Origin of the sequence: Nonomuraea sp. ZG12, from assembly GCF_052068115.1 — a bacterium.
In the GTDB taxonomy this organism is placed as follows: Bacteria; Actinomycetota; Actinomycetes; order Streptosporangiales; family Streptosporangiaceae; genus Nonomuraea.
In genome coordinates this window covers 154,247-169,980 of record NZ_JBQHCW010000001.1, presented here as the reverse complement: position 1 = coordinate 169,980, position 15,734 = coordinate 154,247, and the positions used below count along the sequence as shown (strand labels likewise).

At 71.9% G+C, this 15,734-nt stretch carries 14 protein-coding genes; 6 read left to right on the top strand and 8 right to left on the bottom strand.

Going from position 1 to position 15,734, the window contains the following annotated elements:
• Positions 1-3: 3 nt before the first annotated feature.
• The gene (locus ACTMTF_RS00670; RefSeq protein WP_441108735.1) at positions 4-1,605 is read right to left on the bottom strand and encodes a PucR family transcriptional regulator; all 1,602 of its coding nucleotides are present in this window, start codon (positions 1,603-1,605) and stop codon (positions 4-6) included.
• Positions 1,606-1,713: 108 nt separating this feature from the next.
• On the opposite strand from ACTMTF_RS00670, the gene ACTMTF_RS00665 reads away from it, so the two are divergent.
• The 3 genes from ACTMTF_RS00665 to ACTMTF_RS00655 are packed head-to-tail and all read left to right on the top strand — an operon-like array spanning position 1,714 to position 5,574.
• On the top strand, positions 1,714-3,918 hold the full coding sequence (locus tag ACTMTF_RS00665) for a molybdopterin cofactor-binding domain-containing protein (RefSeq protein WP_441108734.1): 2,205 nt from the start codon (positions 1,714-1,716) through the stop codon (positions 3,916-3,918).
• Positions 3,902-4,135, top strand: a complete 234-nt coding sequence (locus tag ACTMTF_RS00660) for an EF-hand domain-containing protein (protein ID WP_441108733.1) — start codon at positions 3,902-3,904, stop codon at positions 4,133-4,135. Before ACTMTF_RS00665 ends, ACTMTF_RS00660 begins: the two co-directional genes overlap by 17 nt.
• Before the next feature lie 53 nt (positions 4,136-4,188).
• Positions 4,189-5,574: an NCS2 family permease gene (locus ACTMTF_RS00655; RefSeq protein ID WP_441108732.1), complete on the top strand. Its 1,386-nt coding sequence runs from the start codon at positions 4,189-4,191 to the stop codon at positions 5,572-5,574.
• On the opposite strand, the gene ACTMTF_RS00650 is transcribed toward ACTMTF_RS00655, so the two are convergent.
• A complete protein-coding gene (locus ACTMTF_RS00650) occupies positions 5,571-6,464 on the bottom strand; it encodes an excalibur calcium-binding domain-containing protein (protein ID WP_441108731.1) in 894 nt (297 codons plus the stop codon). The two genes, ACTMTF_RS00655 and ACTMTF_RS00650, sit on opposite strands and share 4 nt — an antisense overlap.
• Before the next feature lie 161 nt (positions 6,465-6,625).
• Here ACTMTF_RS00650 and ald point away from each other — a divergent pair, with 161 nt between their 5' ends.
• Complete coding sequence (gene ald / locus ACTMTF_RS00645) at positions 6,626-7,741, top strand: alanine dehydrogenase (protein WP_441108730.1); 1,116 nt, start codon at positions 6,626-6,628, stop codon at positions 7,739-7,741.
• Here the strand turns inward: ald and ACTMTF_RS00640 are convergent.
• Positions 7,734-8,195: an SRPBCC family protein gene (locus ACTMTF_RS00640; protein ID WP_441108729.1), complete on the bottom strand. Its 462-nt coding sequence runs from the start codon at positions 8,193-8,195 to the stop codon at positions 7,734-7,736. The genes ald and ACTMTF_RS00640 overlap by 8 nt on opposite strands.
• Before the next feature lie 61 nt (positions 8,196-8,256).
• Complete coding sequence (locus ACTMTF_RS00635) at positions 8,257-8,961, bottom strand: DUF3105 domain-containing protein (protein ID WP_397001383.1); 705 nt, start codon at positions 8,959-8,961, stop codon at positions 8,257-8,259.
• Between the two features lie 120 nt (positions 8,962-9,081).
• On the opposite strand from ACTMTF_RS00635, the gene ACTMTF_RS00630 reads away from it, so the two are divergent.
• The gene (locus ACTMTF_RS00630; protein ID WP_441108728.1) at positions 9,082-9,699 is read left to right on the top strand and encodes a DUF305 domain-containing protein; all 618 of its coding nucleotides are present in this window, start codon (positions 9,082-9,084) and stop codon (positions 9,697-9,699) included.
• Positions 9,699-11,105: a phytoene desaturase family protein gene (locus tag ACTMTF_RS00625; protein ID WP_441108727.1), complete on the top strand. Its 1,407-nt coding sequence runs from the start codon at positions 9,699-9,701 to the stop codon at positions 11,103-11,105. Before ACTMTF_RS00630 ends, ACTMTF_RS00625 begins: the two co-directional genes overlap by 1 nt.
• Before the next feature lie 64 nt (positions 11,106-11,169).
• Here ACTMTF_RS00625 and ACTMTF_RS00620 read toward each other — a convergent pair whose 3' ends face one another.
• The 4 genes from ACTMTF_RS00620 to ACTMTF_RS00605 form a co-directional block, all read right to left on the bottom strand.
• A complete protein-coding gene (locus ACTMTF_RS00620) occupies positions 11,170-12,225 on the bottom strand; it encodes a threonine aldolase family protein (protein WP_441108726.1) in 1,056 nt (351 codons plus the stop codon).
• Positions 12,222-12,851 carry an SDR family NAD(P)-dependent oxidoreductase gene (locus ACTMTF_RS00615; protein WP_441108725.1) on the bottom strand — a complete coding sequence of 210 codons (630 nt, stop codon included), beginning with the start codon at positions 12,849-12,851 and terminating at the stop codon, positions 12,222-12,224. Before ACTMTF_RS00615 ends, ACTMTF_RS00620 begins: the two co-directional genes overlap by 4 nt.
• The gene (locus ACTMTF_RS00610; RefSeq protein WP_441108724.1) at positions 12,848-14,950 is read right to left on the bottom strand and encodes a DUF6421 family protein; all 2,103 of its coding nucleotides are present in this window, start codon (positions 14,948-14,950) and stop codon (positions 12,848-12,850) included. The genes ACTMTF_RS00615 and ACTMTF_RS00610 overlap by 4 nt, the downstream gene beginning before the upstream one ends.
• A gap of 92 nt (positions 14,951-15,042) precedes the next feature.
• Complete coding sequence (locus tag ACTMTF_RS00605; protein ID WP_397001558.1) at positions 15,043-15,702, bottom strand: response regulator; 660 nt, start codon at positions 15,700-15,702, stop codon at positions 15,043-15,045.
• Positions 15,703-15,734 lie beyond the last annotated feature (32 nt).

Here is a 15,734-nt window from a genome sequence, read left to right as displayed (position 1 = left end):
CGGTCAGCCGGCCCTGAGCGCCAGGAAGAAGTCCACCCGGTCCGCCATCGTGGACAGGTCCTTGCCGGTGAGCTCCTCCACCCGCTTGACCCGGTAGCGGACCGTGTTCACGTGGACGTGCATCCGCTCGGCGCAGGCGTTCCAGGACCCGGCGCAGTCGAGGAACGTGGCGAGGGTGCGGACGAGCTCGGACTGGTGGCGCGCGTCGTAGTCGCGCAGCGGCCCCAGCAGGCGGTCCGCGAACGAGGCGCGCACGTCACCGGGGACGGTGGCCAGCAGCAGCGCGTGGGTGTAGATCTCGTCGCTGGTGGCCACCCCGCCCGACCGAGCCCGCGCCAGCCGCACGGCGTGCCCGGCCTCGTCGATGCCTCCCTTGAGCGCGGCCGCCCCGATCAGCGCCCCGCTCACGCCCACGCAGACGTGGGTCCCCGGCAGCGCGCCGAGCACCTCGGCCCCCGCCCGCAGCCGCCCCGCCAGCTCCTCCACCGCGCGCCCCCGCAACGGCACCACCGCCACCGCCCCACCACCGATGGCCGCGGCGACCACCTCCCGCCCGAGCAGCTCCTCCAGCACCCACCCGTCGAGCACCCCCTCCTCCCCCCGCCGCCCACCCACGACCTCGAACCCGGCCCCCACCCCGACCGGTCCCACGCCGGCCCCGCGCCCGCTCGCCCCACCCGGAGGGTTGTCATGACCCGCACCAGACGCACTCTCCCCGTCTGTGGGGTAGCCCGTCGTCGGGCGGGTGGTGGCGGTGACGATGGCGTACGGGGCGGTGTCGTCGAGGCCGCAGGTGCGCAGGCGGGCGCTGAGCTCGGCCGGGTCGGCGCCCGAGGCGACGCCCTGGACGAGGTGGCCGGTCAGGCGGCGCTCGACCCGCCGTCCTTCCTCCATCCGGCCGCGTTCCAGCTCGACGCAGGCGGCGAGTTCGTAGCCGAGGTCGGGCCGGTCGAGCAGGTCGCCGTCGCAGGCCAGCGCCCAGCCCGCCGCGCGGTGGCCGCGGCCGACGCCGAACACGGTGTGTCCCCCGGCCAGGCAGGGCAGCCGGGGCGCGGCCAGGTAGGCCCGCGCCAGCCGTACCGGATCTGCCGGCGAGCCGAGGATCACGTGGCCGGCGGCGGAGACCACCGCGCCCGTGACGCCGAGCTCGGCGGCGGTCAGCGCGAACAGCTCCGGCAGGCCGGCGCCGTCCGCGACGGCGGCGAGGAGGCGGCGGTGGCGGCCGAGCGCGTCGCGCGCGTCGCCCGACAGGCGTGGCGTCACCAGCTCGGTCAGGGTGCGGAAGGAGGTCTCGGTGGGCACTTCGAGCAACGGCAGGCCGGCCTGCTCGCAGGCGTCGACGAGGTCCTGGGGCACATGCCCCAGCCAGGCCTGACCGGCGCCGAGCGCCGTGACCCCGGCCTCGGCGAGGGCGGCGACGAAGCGAGCGGAGTCGGCGGGCGAGTGCCGCCACATCAGCCCGGTCAGCACCAGCTCCCCGCCCGACAGGTAGCGGCCGGGTTCGGGCAGGTCCGTGATGTGCACGGTGTCGAACGCGCGACCGGGGTCACCGGCGAGCAGTCTGAGGTGTAGTTCCTCGATGGCCAACAGGTCACTTATCCGCACTTGGAGGAATATACAAGTCGGCCGGTGAACCGCTTACCCCGATTTCACACCGCGCGCATTCCGGGTGGCCGGCAGTGGTGCTCTACTCGAAAGATGTCCACTCAGAGGATGTCCACCCAGAGGCTGACGGAGACGGTGAGCCAGGCCCGGCAGGGGGTCGGCGTCAGCGCGCCCCGGCCGGACGCGGTGCTCAAGGTCACGGGCGAGTTCGCGTACGCCTCGGATCTGTGGCTGGAGGGCATGGTCTGGGGCGCGACGCTGCGCAGCCCGCACGCCTCGGCGTGGATCCGCGCCATCGACGTGGGCCCGGCGCTGGCGATCCCCGGGGTGCGCACCGTGCTGACGCACGAGGACGTGCCGGGCGAGAAGTTCTACGGCCTGGACGTCAAGGATCAGCCGGTGCTCGCCATCGACCAGGTGCGTTACCAGGGCGAGCCGGTGGCGCTGGTGGCGGCCGACCATCCGGAGACGGCGCGCAGGGCGGCGGCGGCGATCGTGGTGGAGTACGAGCCACGCGCGGCCGTGACAGACCCCCGCGAATCCCGAGATTTCGTCAGATATCAGCCGGTGCGCACGGGCGACACCTTCGAGGCCGAGGTCGTCGTCACGGGCGAGTACGAAGTCGGCATGCAGGACCAGGCCTTCCTCGGCCCGGAGTCCGGCCTGGCGGTCCCCGCCGAGGACGGCGGCGTCGACCTCTACATCGCCACCCAGTGGCTGCACGTGGACCGCGACCAGCTCGCCCCCTGCCTGGGCCTGCCGCCGGACAAGGTGCGGCTGACCCTGTCCGGCGTCGGCGGCGCTTTCGGCGCGCGCGAGGACCTGTCGATGCAGGTCCACGCCTGCATGCTGGCGCTGCGGCTGAACCGCCCGGTGAAGATCTCGTACGGCCGCGAGGAGTCGTTCTTCGGCCATGTGCACCGCCACCCGGCCCGGATGCGCTACGAGCACGGCGCCACCCGCGACGGCAGGCTCGTCTACGTCAAGGCCGACATCCTGCTCGACGGCGGCGCCTACTGCTCCTCCTCCCCCGCGGTCGTCGGCAACGCCGCCTCGCTCGGCGCGGGCCCGTACGAGGTGCCTAACGTGCGGGTGGACGCGACCGGCGTCTACACCAACAACCCGCCCTGCGGCGCGATGCGCGGCTTCGGCGCGGTGCAGGCCTGCTACGCCTACGAGTCGCAGATGGACCGGCTGGCCGAGGCGTGCGGCCTGTCGCCCGTGGAGATCCGGGTGCGCAACGCGGTCTCCCAGGGCTCCTCGCTCATCACCGGCCAGGTGATCGACTCACCGGCGCCGCTCGCGGACATGCTGCGCGACCTGGCGGACTTCCCCCTCCCCGCCCCGGCCGGGCCGGACCTGCGCGCCCTGCCCGGCGGCGTCTCACAGACCACCCATGGCGAGCAGGTGCGGCGCGGCGTCGGCTATGGCGTCGGGATCAAGAACATCTGCTTCTCCGAGGGCTTCGACGACTACTCCACGGCCCGGGTGCGGGCCGAGCTGGTCGGCGGCGAGCCGCACGTCACCGTGCACACCGCGGCGGCCGAGGTGGGGCAGGGCCTGGTGACGATCCAGGCGCAGATCGCCCGTACCGAGCTGGGCGTCGAGCAGGTGACCGTGGCGACCGCCGACACCTCGGTCGGCTCGGCGGGCTCGTCGTCCGCCTCGCGGCAGTCGTACGTCACCGGGGGCGCGGTGAAGGCCGCCTGCGAGGCCGTACGGGAGCGCTTCGGCGGGATGCCGGCCCGGGAGGCGCTGGAGAAGTTCGGCCCGATCGAGGAGACGCGCGAGTACCGGCACCGGCCCACGTACCCGATGCACCCCGACACCGGGCAGGGCCACTCGCACACCCAGCTCGCGCTGTGCGTGCACCGGGCGGTCGTGGACGTGGACGTGGAGCTGGGCCTGGTGAAGGTGGTGGAGCTGGCGGCCGTGCAGGACGTGGGCCGGATCCTCAACCCGCAGGCGCTGGAGGGGCAGATCCACGGCGGGTCGGCGCAGGGCCTGGGGCTGGCGCTGATGGAGGAGATCCAGGTGCGCGACGGCGTGGTGCTGAACCCGTCCTTCACCGACTATCTGATCCCCACCATCCTCGACATGCCACCGATGACGCTGAAGATCCTGGAGAATCCGGACCCGGCGGCGCCGTACGGGCTGCGCGGCGCGGGCGAGCCGCCGACACTGTCGTCCACCCCCGCCATCGCGGCCGCCGTACGGGCCGCGACGGGACTGCGGTTGACTCGGGTTCCGATCAGACCCGAGGATATCGCCTTGGTTCACAACGGGGAGGGATCTCATGGCAGACGCGCGTGAAGCGGCGAAGGCGGAGTTCGAGCGGTTCGACACCGATGGTGACGGTCTGCTGACGGCCGCCGAGATCAGGCAGGCCAACCAGGCGCTGGGCGGGCTCGGCGCCTCCGAGTCGGAGGTCGAGGCGTTCATCGCGGCCGCGGACAGCGACGGTGACGGCCGGATCGGGCTGGAGGAGTTCGCCGCGCTGGTCGGCGGCGGACGGCACGAGCAGGCGTGATCACGTCGCCCGCCGGGTAGGCAACCCGCCATCCCCCTTGATCGTGAAGGGGGATGGCGGTGCTCGACAGGTTCTTCGAGCTGTCCGGGCGAGGGACGACCGTCGGCCGTGAGATGCGTGGCGGCATCACCACGTTCATGGCCATGGCGTACATCATCCTGCTCAACCCCATCATCCTGGCCGGTGCGCAGGACGTCACCGGCGCGAAGCTGACGATCTCGCAGCTCACCACGTCGACCGCGCTGGCGGCGGCCATCTCCACGCTGCTCATGGCCGTCATCGGCAACGCGCCGCTGGCGCTGGCCGCCGGCCTCGGGCTGAACGCGGTGGTGGCCTACCAGGCCGCGCCGTTCATGACCTGGGCGCAGGCGATGGGGCTGGTCGTGCTCGAAGGGCTGGTCATCATCGTGCTCGCGGTGACGGGGCTGCGCACGCTGATCATGAACGCGATCCCGCTCGCGCTCAAGCACGCCATCAGCGTCGGCATCGGGCTGTTCATCGCGCTCATCGGCCTGGTGGACGCCGGGTTCGTGGCGCGCGGCACGGGCACGCCCGTGCAGCTCGGCGCGACCGGGCGGCTGTCGGGCTGGCCGGTCTCGGTGTTCTGTTTCGGCCTGCTGCTGATGATCGTCCTGTTCGTCCGCAGGACTCCGGCGGCCATCCTCATCAGCATCGCCGTGACCGCGGTGGTGGCCGTCCTGGTGAACTCGCTGGCCACGGTCGAGCCCGGGGCGTGGGGCGTGGTGACGCCCCGGGTGCCCGAGTCGCTGGTGTCGGCGCCGGATTTCGGCCTCGTGGGCGAGGTCGACCTGTTCGGCGGCTTCGCCCGCGCGGGCGTGCTGACGGCGACCGTGGTGCTGTTCACACTGGTGCTGTCCGGGTTCTTCGACGCGATGGGCACGATCATCGGCGTCAGCGACGAGGCCGGGCTGGTCGACGAGCGCGGCCGGGTGCCGCGGCTGGGCCGGATCCTCACCGTGGACGGCGTGGCGGGCATGGTCGGCGGGGCGGTGAGCTCGTCGGCCAACACGGTGTTCGTCGAGTCGGCGGCCGGCGTGGGCGAGGGGGCGCGGACCGGGCTGGCCAGCCTGTTCACCGGGGCCCTGCTCGGGCTGACGCTGCTGTTCACGCCGCTGGCCGCGGTGGTGCCCGCCGCCGCGGCCGCGCCCGCGCTGGTGCTGGTGGGGGCGCTGATGATGATGCAGAGCAGGAACGTGCCGTGGCAGGACCTGGAGCTGGCCGTGCCCGCGTTCCTGACGATCGCGCTGATGCCGTTCACGTACTCCATCACGAACGGGGTGGGCGCCGGGGTGATCGTCTACACGCTCATCAAGGCGGCGCGGGGGAAGTTCTCGGAGATCCCGTGGCTGCTCTGGGTGGTCTCGCTGCTCTTCCTGGCCTACTTCGGGATCGGCGCGGTGGAGGGGCTGTTCGTCTAGCTCAGGTCTGCGCCGTTGCAGGCCACGCCGTTGTTGTCGACGTCGGTGTACCAGGCGTACTCGGGGTGGACGCCCTTCGTGTACGGGCCGTATCCGGCGGCTCTGGCCTGCCGGCAGCTGTCGTACTTGGGGTTGAGCGTGCCGTCGGCGCCCGTCGTGTCGCCCGTCGTGTCGCCCGTCATGTCGCCCGTCGTGCCGCCTGTCGGGCTGCCTGTCGACGTGCCGGTCGGGGAGCCCGTGCCCGTGGTGGCGGCCCCCGTGGGCTGACCGGGAGCGGTGGCCGGGCCGCCGGTGGGGCTGCCGGTCGGGCTGCCGGTGGCGCCGAGCAGGCGCGTGGCCAGCGCCTCGGCGTCCTCCTTGGAGAACCCGACGATGCTCAGGCTGTCGCCGTCCATGCTCTGGGTGACGACGGGCGCCGCCACGACCGTCCTCGGCACCAGCACGACCGCGATCTGCCGCTGGTCGGCGACCTGCTCGTCGATGAGGTCGACCAATTTCTGCTTGTACGCCGGCGCGACCGCGATGCGGACGGAGTGGGTGCCGTCCGTCTCGCGCACCGCCTCGATCTCCTGCACGGCGTTGACCGTGACGCCGTTCTCGAGCAGGTAGCAGGTGGCCTGGGTCTCGTCGAGCGCGGCCTCCTCACCGGGACACGGCGCGGCCTTCGTCTCGCGTACGGGGGCGAAGTGGATCGGCGTGGCCAGCCGCTTCGGCGGCGCGCCGCCGAGCAGCGGGGAGTCCGGGCTCCTGGTCATGAGGACGGCGATGGTGCCGAGCACCCCCGCGACCAGCACCACCAGGACGAGCGAGACGATCAGCACGATGGTGGTGAGCCTGCTCGCCTGCGGATGCCCCGGATCCGCGGCTGGCGGCTCTTCCGGCTTGTCCATCGATGACGTCCCCATCCTGACGTTTCGGGCTGCCGGTGAGCTTATCGAGGACCGTCGGAAGCCGGGTAATCCGGTGAACAAATCTCGCTTTTCTGTTAAGTGGAGGAGAATAGAGAAAGAATTACGGCAATCCCACAGTTCAACGGAAACGGGGTGGGATCATGAAGGTCGGAGTTCCCCGCGAGGTGAAGAACACCGAGCACCGGGTGGCGCTCACCCCGGCGGGCGCCCACGAGCTGGTGCGCCACGGCCATCAGGTCTTCGTCGAGCGGGAGGCGGGCCTCGGCTCCGCCGTCCCCGACGCCGAGTTCCAGGCGGCGGGCGCGGTCATCCTGCCCGACGCGGACTCGGTCTGGGCCGGATGCGACCTGATCCTCAAGGTCAAGGAGCCGGTCGCGGAGGAGTACCACCGGATGCGCAAGGGCCAGGTGCTCTTCACCTACCTGCACCTGGCCGCCTCGCAGGCCTGCACGCGGGCGATGCTCGACGCGGGGATCACCGGCGTCGCCTACGAGACCGTGCAGACGCCCGACGGCCGCCTTCCCCTGCTCGCGCCCATGTCCGAGGTCGCGGGCCGGCTCGCGCCCCAGGTCGGCGCTTACCACCTGATGAGCTCGCAGGGCGGCAGGGGCGTCCTGATGGGCGGCGTCTCCGGCGTGTACGCGGCCAAGGTGGTGGTGATCGGCGCGGGCGTCTCCGGCATGAACGCGGCCGCCATCGCACTCGGCATGCAGGCCGAGGTGCTCCTGCTGGACACGAACATCGACAAGCTCCGCCAGGCCGACCTGATCTATCAGGGCCACTGCCAGACGGTCGCCTCCAACATCCTGGAGATCGAGCGGGCCGTCCTGGAGGCCGACCTGGTCATCGGGGCCGTCCTGATCCCCGGCGCCAAGGCGCCCAGGCTGGTGACCGACGAGCTGGTCCGCCGGATGAAACCCGGCTCGGTGCTGGTGGACATCTCCATCGACCAGGGCGGCTGCTTCGAGAACTCCCGCCCGACCACGCACGCCGAGCCGACCTACCCGGTGCACGACTCGATCTTCTACTGCGTGGCGAACATGCCGGGCGCGGTCCCGCACACCTCCACCTTCGCGCTGACCAACGTCACCCTCCCGTACGCGCTGGCGATCGCGGACCACGGCTGGGCGGCGGCGATGCGCCAGGACGAGGCCCTGGCGCTCGGCCTGAGCACCCACGAGGGCCACCTCACCAGCCGTCCCGTGGCCGAGGCCCACGGCCTGGACTGGGTGCCGCCGGAGGACGTGCTCAGCTGAGACCTCGCTCGGTGACGGTCTTGAGGTGGCGGTTGCGCCGCAGGATCAGCCGGGTCATGTGCCGGCGCAGCACCAGCGCCTCGGCCATCCGGCCCAGCGGCCCGGCGGGGGCGGCGAAGTCGATCACGTCCCGCATGAGGGTGCCGCCGTCGCCGTCGTCCTCGAAGCGGTGCTCGTGCCACCAGCGCCGGAAGGGGCCCGCCACCTGCTCGTCGACGAAGGACGCGGGCGGGACGCAGGCGCTGATGACGGAGGTCAGCCGCCAGGTGACGCCGAAGTGGCGGGCCTGCCAGGTGACCTGGTCGCCCAGGGTGAGCCGGCCGGACGTGACCCCGGCCACGGCCCGCTCGCCCGAGGCGCTCATGGAGGCGGTGTGCGCCTCCACCGACAGCGACTCGGCGAAGACTCGCTCAGGGGGTGCCAGGACGTGGGTGATGACCTCGAAGCGCGTCACGGCCCTGAGCGTACGGAACCCCTGGGCAGGTCTCTCTCCCGCCCAGGGGTCTCTCGTGCTTTTACTGCTGCGACTGCGACGGCATCGGGCTGGCCGGTGCCTGGGTCTGCTGCGGCTGCTCCGGCTGCGGGAGCGGAGCCTGGTCGGCCGTGGTGGAGATGGCCTGCGGACCGCCGCACGTGGCGCCCGGCTCAGGGGTGTCCGGGCCGTTCTGGTAGCGCTTGATGAAGGCGCCGAGCTTCGGGTCCTCGGGGTTGTCCAGCTTCAGCTGGTGACCCCAGGACGAGACCACGACCGGCGCGGGCAGGTTGGGGAACGGGCTGACCAGCATGTAGTCCTGCTGACCCGTCGAGCCCGCCACTTCCTTGAGCTTGTCCACCTGGGCCTTGGGCAGGTCGGGGCGGTAGGTGATCCAGACGGCGCCGTGCTCCAGGGAGTGGACGGCGTGCTCGTTGTGGATCGGCTTGTCGTAGATGGCGCAGGCCTGCCAGTAGCCGTTGTGCTCGCCGCCGACCGGCGGGGTCTCCTTGTAGGCGACCGTGTTCGCCACGTGCTGCCCGCCGTCGTACGTGACGCTGGTCACGCCGTCGAGCGAGGTCACGCGCGACTGCTCGATCAGGTAGTAGCCGACCAGGCCGACGAGCAGCACGACGACGAGACCGCCTGTGCCCCACATCAGCAGGGCGGTGCGACGTTCTTTGCGCTGCTGCTGGGCTCGCATCTTCTGCAGATGCTCGCGCCGCGCCTGCGCCTTCTCCTTCGTCATCGTTCCTCCATCGGCGTACCAACTTGGGTCACCCTATGCCCTCCGGGCGTATGCGGAGAATAAGGTGCGGATAAGCATGCGATCACAACTGGACCAGGGGCTGGGTAGGCTGTAGAGGCCATGGAGAAACCCGCCAGCAGATCGCTCTTCGTCGCCCTCGCCGTCCTGGTCGTCGTCGCCGCCGCGGTGTTCCTCGTGTTCGGTGGCCGGGGCACGCCCGGTGACACCTCGCCGGAGGCGGGGTTCGCCCGCGACATGGCCACGCACCACGCGCAGGCCGTCGCCATGTCCTTCACGATCAGGGACAAGAGCGAGTCCGGGGAGATCCGAAACCTGGCCTTCGACATCATCAACACGCAGGCCAACCAGCGCGGCATGTTCCTGGGCTGGCTGGAGCAGTGGGGGCTCACCCAGTCGACGGACCTGCGGCCGATGCGGTGGATGAACGGCCACGGCCACGTCCAGGTGTCGGCCTCGACGCAGGAGATGCCCGGCATGGCCTCGCAGCAGGACCTGGCCAAGCTGGACGAGCTGACGGGCGCCGAAGCCGAGGTGCAGTTCCTGCGGCTCATGATCCGCCATCACGAGGGCGGCGTGGAGATGGCCGAAGGCCTGCTCAGGCTGTCGGACCGCACGGAGGTGGTCAGGATGGCACGCAAGATCGTCGACGGCCAGAAGGCCGAGATCGACCTCATGACCGATCTGCTCGCCCGGCGGGGCGCGCTGCCGGCGTCCTGATGAGCGCCGACGCGGTCGTCGTGGGATCGGGCCCCAACGGGCTCGTCGCGGCCGTGACGCTCGCCCTGGCCGGGCGCGAGGTGCTGCTGCTGGAGGCGGCCGACCGGTTCGGCGGCGGGCTGCGCTCGGCGGAGCTGACGCTGCCCGGCCGGGTGCACGACCTGGGCGCGACCGTGATGGCGATGGCGCTGGCCTCCCCCGCGCTGCGCGAGCTGGACCTGGACGGCGTCGAGTTCGTCCACCCGCCGGTGGCCGCCGCGCATCCGCTCGACGACCGCCCCGCCGTGCTCCTGCACCGCGACGTGCGCACCACCTGCGAGGGGCTGGGACGGGACGCGGCGGTGTGGCGGGCGACGGCGGGGGCGGTGGCGCGGGCCGGGTTCCCGCTCACGGACCTGCTGCTGCGGCCGCTGGGCCCGTGGGGGGCTCAGCAGGTGCGGCCGGCCACCCTCGCCGCCGCCGCGCGCTTCGGGATGATCGCCACCCTGCCCGCCACGACGCTCGCGCGGCGCGGGTTCAGGACCGTGGCGGGGCGCGCGCTGCTGGCGGGCATGGCCGCGCACACGATGCTGGACCTCCGCTCGCCGCTGACCAGTGGGTACGGCCTGACCCTCGGCGCGCTGGCCCACCTGGTGGGCTGGCCGCTGGTCAAGGGCGGTTCCCAGGTGCTGGCCGACGCCCTGGTCGCCCTGTTGCGCAAGCTGGGCGGCCAGGCGGTGACCGGTCACCGGGTGCGCCGGTTGGCCGAGCTCGACGCGGAGACGGTGGTGCTCGACGTGTCACCGGAGCAGTTCCTGCGGATGGCCGACTTGCCCGCCCCCTACCGGCGGCGGCTGTCCCGCTTCCGTCGTGGGCCGGGCGTGTTCAAGATGGACTGGGCGCTAGACGGGCCGGTGCCGTGGCGGGACCCGGCGGTGGCGGGTGCGGGCACCGTGCACCTGGGCGGCACGCTGGAGGAGATCACGCTCAGCGAGGCGGAGACGGCCGCCGGACGTCACTCGCCGCGCCCGTACGTCCTGCTCGTGCAGCCGTACGCCGCGGACCCCGGCCGGGGCGGGCACACGCTGTGGGCATACTGCCATGTTCCCAACGGGTCGCCGGTGGACATGACGGGCGCGATCGAGGCGCAGATCGAGCGGTTCGCGCCGGGGTTCGGCGAGCGGGTGCTGGCCCGGCACGTCATGGGACCGGCCGCGCTGGAGGCGGCGAACGCCAACCTGCTGGGCGGCGACATCGGCGGCGGGCTGGCCAGCCTCGGGCAGTTCGTGAAGCGGCCGGTCTGGTCGCCCGCGCCGTGGCGCACCCCGCTCCCGGGCGTCTTCCTCTGCTCCGCCTCGACGCCGCCGGGGGCCGGGGTGCACGGCATCGGCGGCCACCAGGCCGCCCGCCTGGCCCTCAAGCGCTGAACGCCAGGCCTGAGCCCGGCGCTCGACGCGCTCGATGCCGGCCCGGCGTTCAGGAAGGACGCCGTCAGGAGGGCTGGACGCCCAGTTCCTCGGCCACCGCGGCGGCGAAGGCGTCCACGTCGGCTTCGGTGGTGTCCCACGCGCACATCCAGCGGACCTCGCCCGTCGCCTCGTTCCAGGTGTAGAAGCGGAAGCGCTTCTGCAGTCGCTGGGTGACGTCGGCGGGCAGGACGGCGAAGACCGCGTTGGCCTCGACGGGGCGCGGCACCTCGACGCCGGGCAGGTCGCGGACGGCCTCGGCCAGCCGTCTGCCCATGGCGTTGGCGTGCCGGGCGTTGCGCAGCCAGAGGTCGCCGGAGAGCAGCGCCTCGAACTGCGCGGACACGAACCGCATCTTCGACGACAACTGCATGAACGTCTTGCGGATGTAGTCGACGCCGGTGGCCGCCTCGGGATTGAGCACCACGACCGCTTCACCGTACAGCAGCCCGATCTTCGTGCCGCCGAAGGAGAGCACGTCCACGCCCGCATCGGTGGTCAGCGCCCGCAGCGGCACGTCGAGGGCGGCGGCGGCGTTGGTGAGGCGGGAACCGTCGAGGTGGACGAGCAGGCCGCGCTCGTGCGCGTGCGCGCAGATCGCGGCGATCTCGCCGGGGGTGTAGACGGTGCCGAGCTCGGTGGTGTTGGAGATGGACACGACCTTCGGCTGGGCGCGGTGCACGTCGCCGAAGCCCCACGCCTGGCGGTCGACGAGCTCGGGGGTGAGCTTGCCGTCGGGGGTGGGGACGGTCAGGAGCTTGATGCCGCCGGCCACCTCCGGCGCGCCGCCCTCGTCGGTGTTGATGTGCGCGGTCTCGGGGCAGATGACCGCTTCCCACTGGGCGGTCATGGCCCGCAGGGAGATGACGTTCGCGGCGGTGCCGTTGAAGACGGGCCAGGCCCGCGCCCGGTCGCCGAAGTGGCGCCGGAAGATGTCCTGCAGGGCCTCGGTGTAGACGTCGTCGCCGTAGGAGATCTGGTGGCCGCCGTTGGCGTCGGCGATGGCCTGCAGGATCTCCGGGTGCACTCCGGCGTAGTTGTCGCTGGCGAAGCCCTTGAGCCGGGGGTCGTGCCGAATCACGTGGTGAGGTCCAATCGGGTCGCGTTGACCTGCGCGGCGGGCTGGTCGTAGAGCCCGCCGATCGCCTCGGCGAGGTCGCGTACGTCGGTGAAGCCGGGGAAGCGGGCGTCCGGCTTGGCGGCGCGCATGGCGTCGTTGACCAGCGCCTTGACGACGAGGATGGTCGCCGCGCTGCCGGTGCCCTGGAGCGCGTCGGCCAGGGAGAGCGTCCAGGCCTCCGCGGCGGCCTTGGCGGCCGCGTAGGCGGCGCCGCCGGCGCTCGGGCGCTGGGCGGCCTGGGCCGAGACGATCACGAAGCGGCCGTTGGCGCTCTTGCGCAGCAGCGGCTCGAAGGCCAGCGAGACATGCTGGAGGGTGCGCACCAGCAGGTCGTGCAGGGCGTCCCAGTCGCCGAGGTCGGTCTCGGCGAACGAATCGGACCCGCGCCAGCCGCCGACCAGGTGGATCACCCCGTCGACGTGGCCGTGCTCGGCCTCGATCCGGCCGGCGAACGCCTGCACGGCGGCGCGGTCGAGCAGGTCGACCTGGTCTCTGCCGACCTCAAGCACGGTGTGCCCATTTTTACGGAAATATTCGGACACTGCCGTGCCGGTGGGGCCACCGGCGCCCGTCACCACGATGATCACGCGCGGATCCCCCTCGTCGATTCGACCACGTCTGTCAGCTTACGGCGCAGCGCCTCGTAGAACATGCTCAGGGGGAACTCGTCCGGCAGCACCGCGTCCACCTTGGCCTTCTGCTCCTCGGGCAGCGCCTGGACGCCCTGCGCCCAGACGGAGGCCGGGTGCGGCTCGACGTAGGCGCCGACCAGCTCGTGCGCCGCCAGCCAGTGCGCCAGCTTGGACCGGTCGATGCTGTCGCGGTAGAGCTTCTCCACCTCGCCCCGCAGGTCGGCCACGCCGTCGGCGACCCGGTCCCAGTCGATCGAGAGCCGGTTGTCGGTCCACCGGACGATGTCGTTGCGGTGCAGGTAGGCGAACAGGAGCTGACCGCCGAGCCCGTCGTAGTTGCGCACCCGAGCCCCTGTGATCGGGAACCGGAACAGCCGGTCGAACAGGATCGCGTGCTGCACGTACCGGGCGTACGGCACGCCCTCGCTCTCCAGCTTCACCGCCTCGCCGAACGCCGTCAGGTCGCAGCGCAGCTCCTCCAGGGAGTAGAGCCAGTACGGCATCCGCTGCTTGATCATGAACGGGTCGAAGGGCAGGTCGCCGTGACTGTGCGTGCGGTCGTGGACCAGGTCCCAGAGCACGAAGGTGTCCTGGGCGAGCCGCTGCGACTCCAGCAGCCTGGCCGCGTCCGGCGGCAGCTCCAGCCTGAGCGTCTCGGTGGCGGCCTTGGACACCCGCCTGAACCTCGCGGCCTCCCGGTCGGCGAAGATGCCGCCCCAGGTGAAGCGCTCGGGCGCCTGGCGGACCGCGACCGTCTCGGGGAAGAGCACGGCCGAGTGGGTGTCGTAGCCGGAGGTGAAGTCCTCGAACGCGATCGGCACGAACATCGGGTTGTCGTAGCCGCCCGACTCGAGCGCCGCCAGCCAGCCGGGCCAGATCGTCCGGATCCAGACGGCTTCCAGGTTGCGGCCCGGGTTGCCGTTCTGGGTGTACATCGGGAAGAGCACGAGGTGTTCGAGGCCGTCGACGCGCTGGGTGTCGGGGTGGAAGAGGTTCAGCGAGTCGAGGAAGTCGGGGACGCCGAGGTCCTGCTGGGACCATGCGGCGAGGTCGTCCTGTACGGCCTGGAGGTAGGCGGCGTCCTGGGGGAAATATGGTGACATTTCGCCCACCTTGGCGGCGATCGCGGCGACCAGCTCCTTGCCGCGCCCCTTGCCCTCGGGCACCGACCCGTCCTTGGCCTGCATCGGCCGCAGCTCTTCCACGACGGCCTTGAGCTCGCCGAACAGCACGGCCTTGGGCTCGGCCCTGAGGCCGTCTCCCTCCTGGGTCACCGCGGCCGGACCCGCCTGCTCCACGGCCGGCCGATGGCCGGGCATCCTGGCGGCCCAGGTGATCACGTTGCCCCACAGCCGGAGATGGTCGTGGTCCTCGATCGAGTCGTCGCCGAACAGGTCCGAATCGGCGAACACCACCACGCGCCCCTGGCCGTACCGGAGCGAGAGCGCCAGCGGGGCGCCGGCCGGGGCGGCGTCCGGCGAGGTGGTGAACAGGACGGTGGCGGAGTCCGGCGCGGTCAGCACCCCGCTGCGGTAGAAGCAGGCGACGCGGACGCCCGCGAGCAGGCCGTCCGCGGTGGCGCGGTCGGCGAGGACCCAGGTGGCGACGCCCCGGTGAGCGTGCCGGGGGTCGCGCACGGTGGTGTGCTCGACGCCCACGCCGAACCGGGCGAGCAGCTCGGCCAGGTTGTTGCCGTACTTGTCCTGCTCCTCCTCGGCCAGCACGACCAGCCCGCCGCCACCGGCCACGAACGCCTCGACGGCGTCCAGCTCGGCCGGGGCGAAGACCGGGCTGCCCTGCCCGGTGGTGCGCTCCCACCGCTCACCCGACGGGTGCGCGATGACCAGCAGGTCCTGTTCCTGGAGCGTTCCCGCGTCGAGCGGGCCCTCGGTGTGCGCCGTCACGGTGTGGCCGAGATGGCGCAGCAGCCCGGCGGCGCGCGCGTAACTGTTGTCGTCGGGGTGGGCGGGGCTGATGGCCTCGGCCACCTCTCGCCGGATGGTCCACGACTCGCTGTGGGCCTCGTCGAACAGCACCCTGGGGAACGCATGCATGAAATTTCTCCTGTCACTCCCGCCTTATGACGGAAAATATACACATAGCACCCCATGAGCTTACAAAAAGGGTTCCGTATGCTGAGATGCGGTCAGTCCGCGTCGCCCGGCCGCACCACGCCGGACTCGTAGGCGAAGACCACCGCCTGGGCCCGGTCGCGCAGCCCCAGCTTCATCAGCACCCGCGCCACATGCGTCTTGACCGTGGCCTCCCCCACGAACAGCTTGCGGGCGATCTCGGCATTGGTCAGCCCGCGGGCGAGCAGGCGCAGCACCTCCAGCTCGCGCGGCGTCAGCTCGTCCAGCCTGGGCGAGGGCACCGGCTCGGCGCGGCCCGCGAAGGAGGCGATCACCCGGCTGGTGACGGCCGGGTCGAGCAGCGCGTCGCCGGCGTGCACGATGCGGATGGCCTCGATGAGCTGCTCGGGCGGGGACACCTTCAGCAGGAAGCCGCTGGTGCCGGCGCGCAGGGCCGCCCAGAGGTTCTCGTCGGTGTCGAACGTGGTGAGCGTGATGACCTTGGGCGGGGACGGGGTGTCGAGCAGTTCCCGGGCCGCGCTCAGGCCGTCGAGCCGCGGCATGGAGATGTCCATCAGCACGATGTCGGGCCGGGTGCGCCGGGCCACGACGATGGCGTCGCGTCCGTCGGCCGCCTCGCCGACGACCTCCATGCCGGGTTCGCTCTCCACGACCATGCGCAGCCCCGCCCGGACCATCGCCTGGTCGTCCACAATGACGATTCGAATGCCCACAAGGTCGAGAGGGTAGACGCCGACCGGCGGCT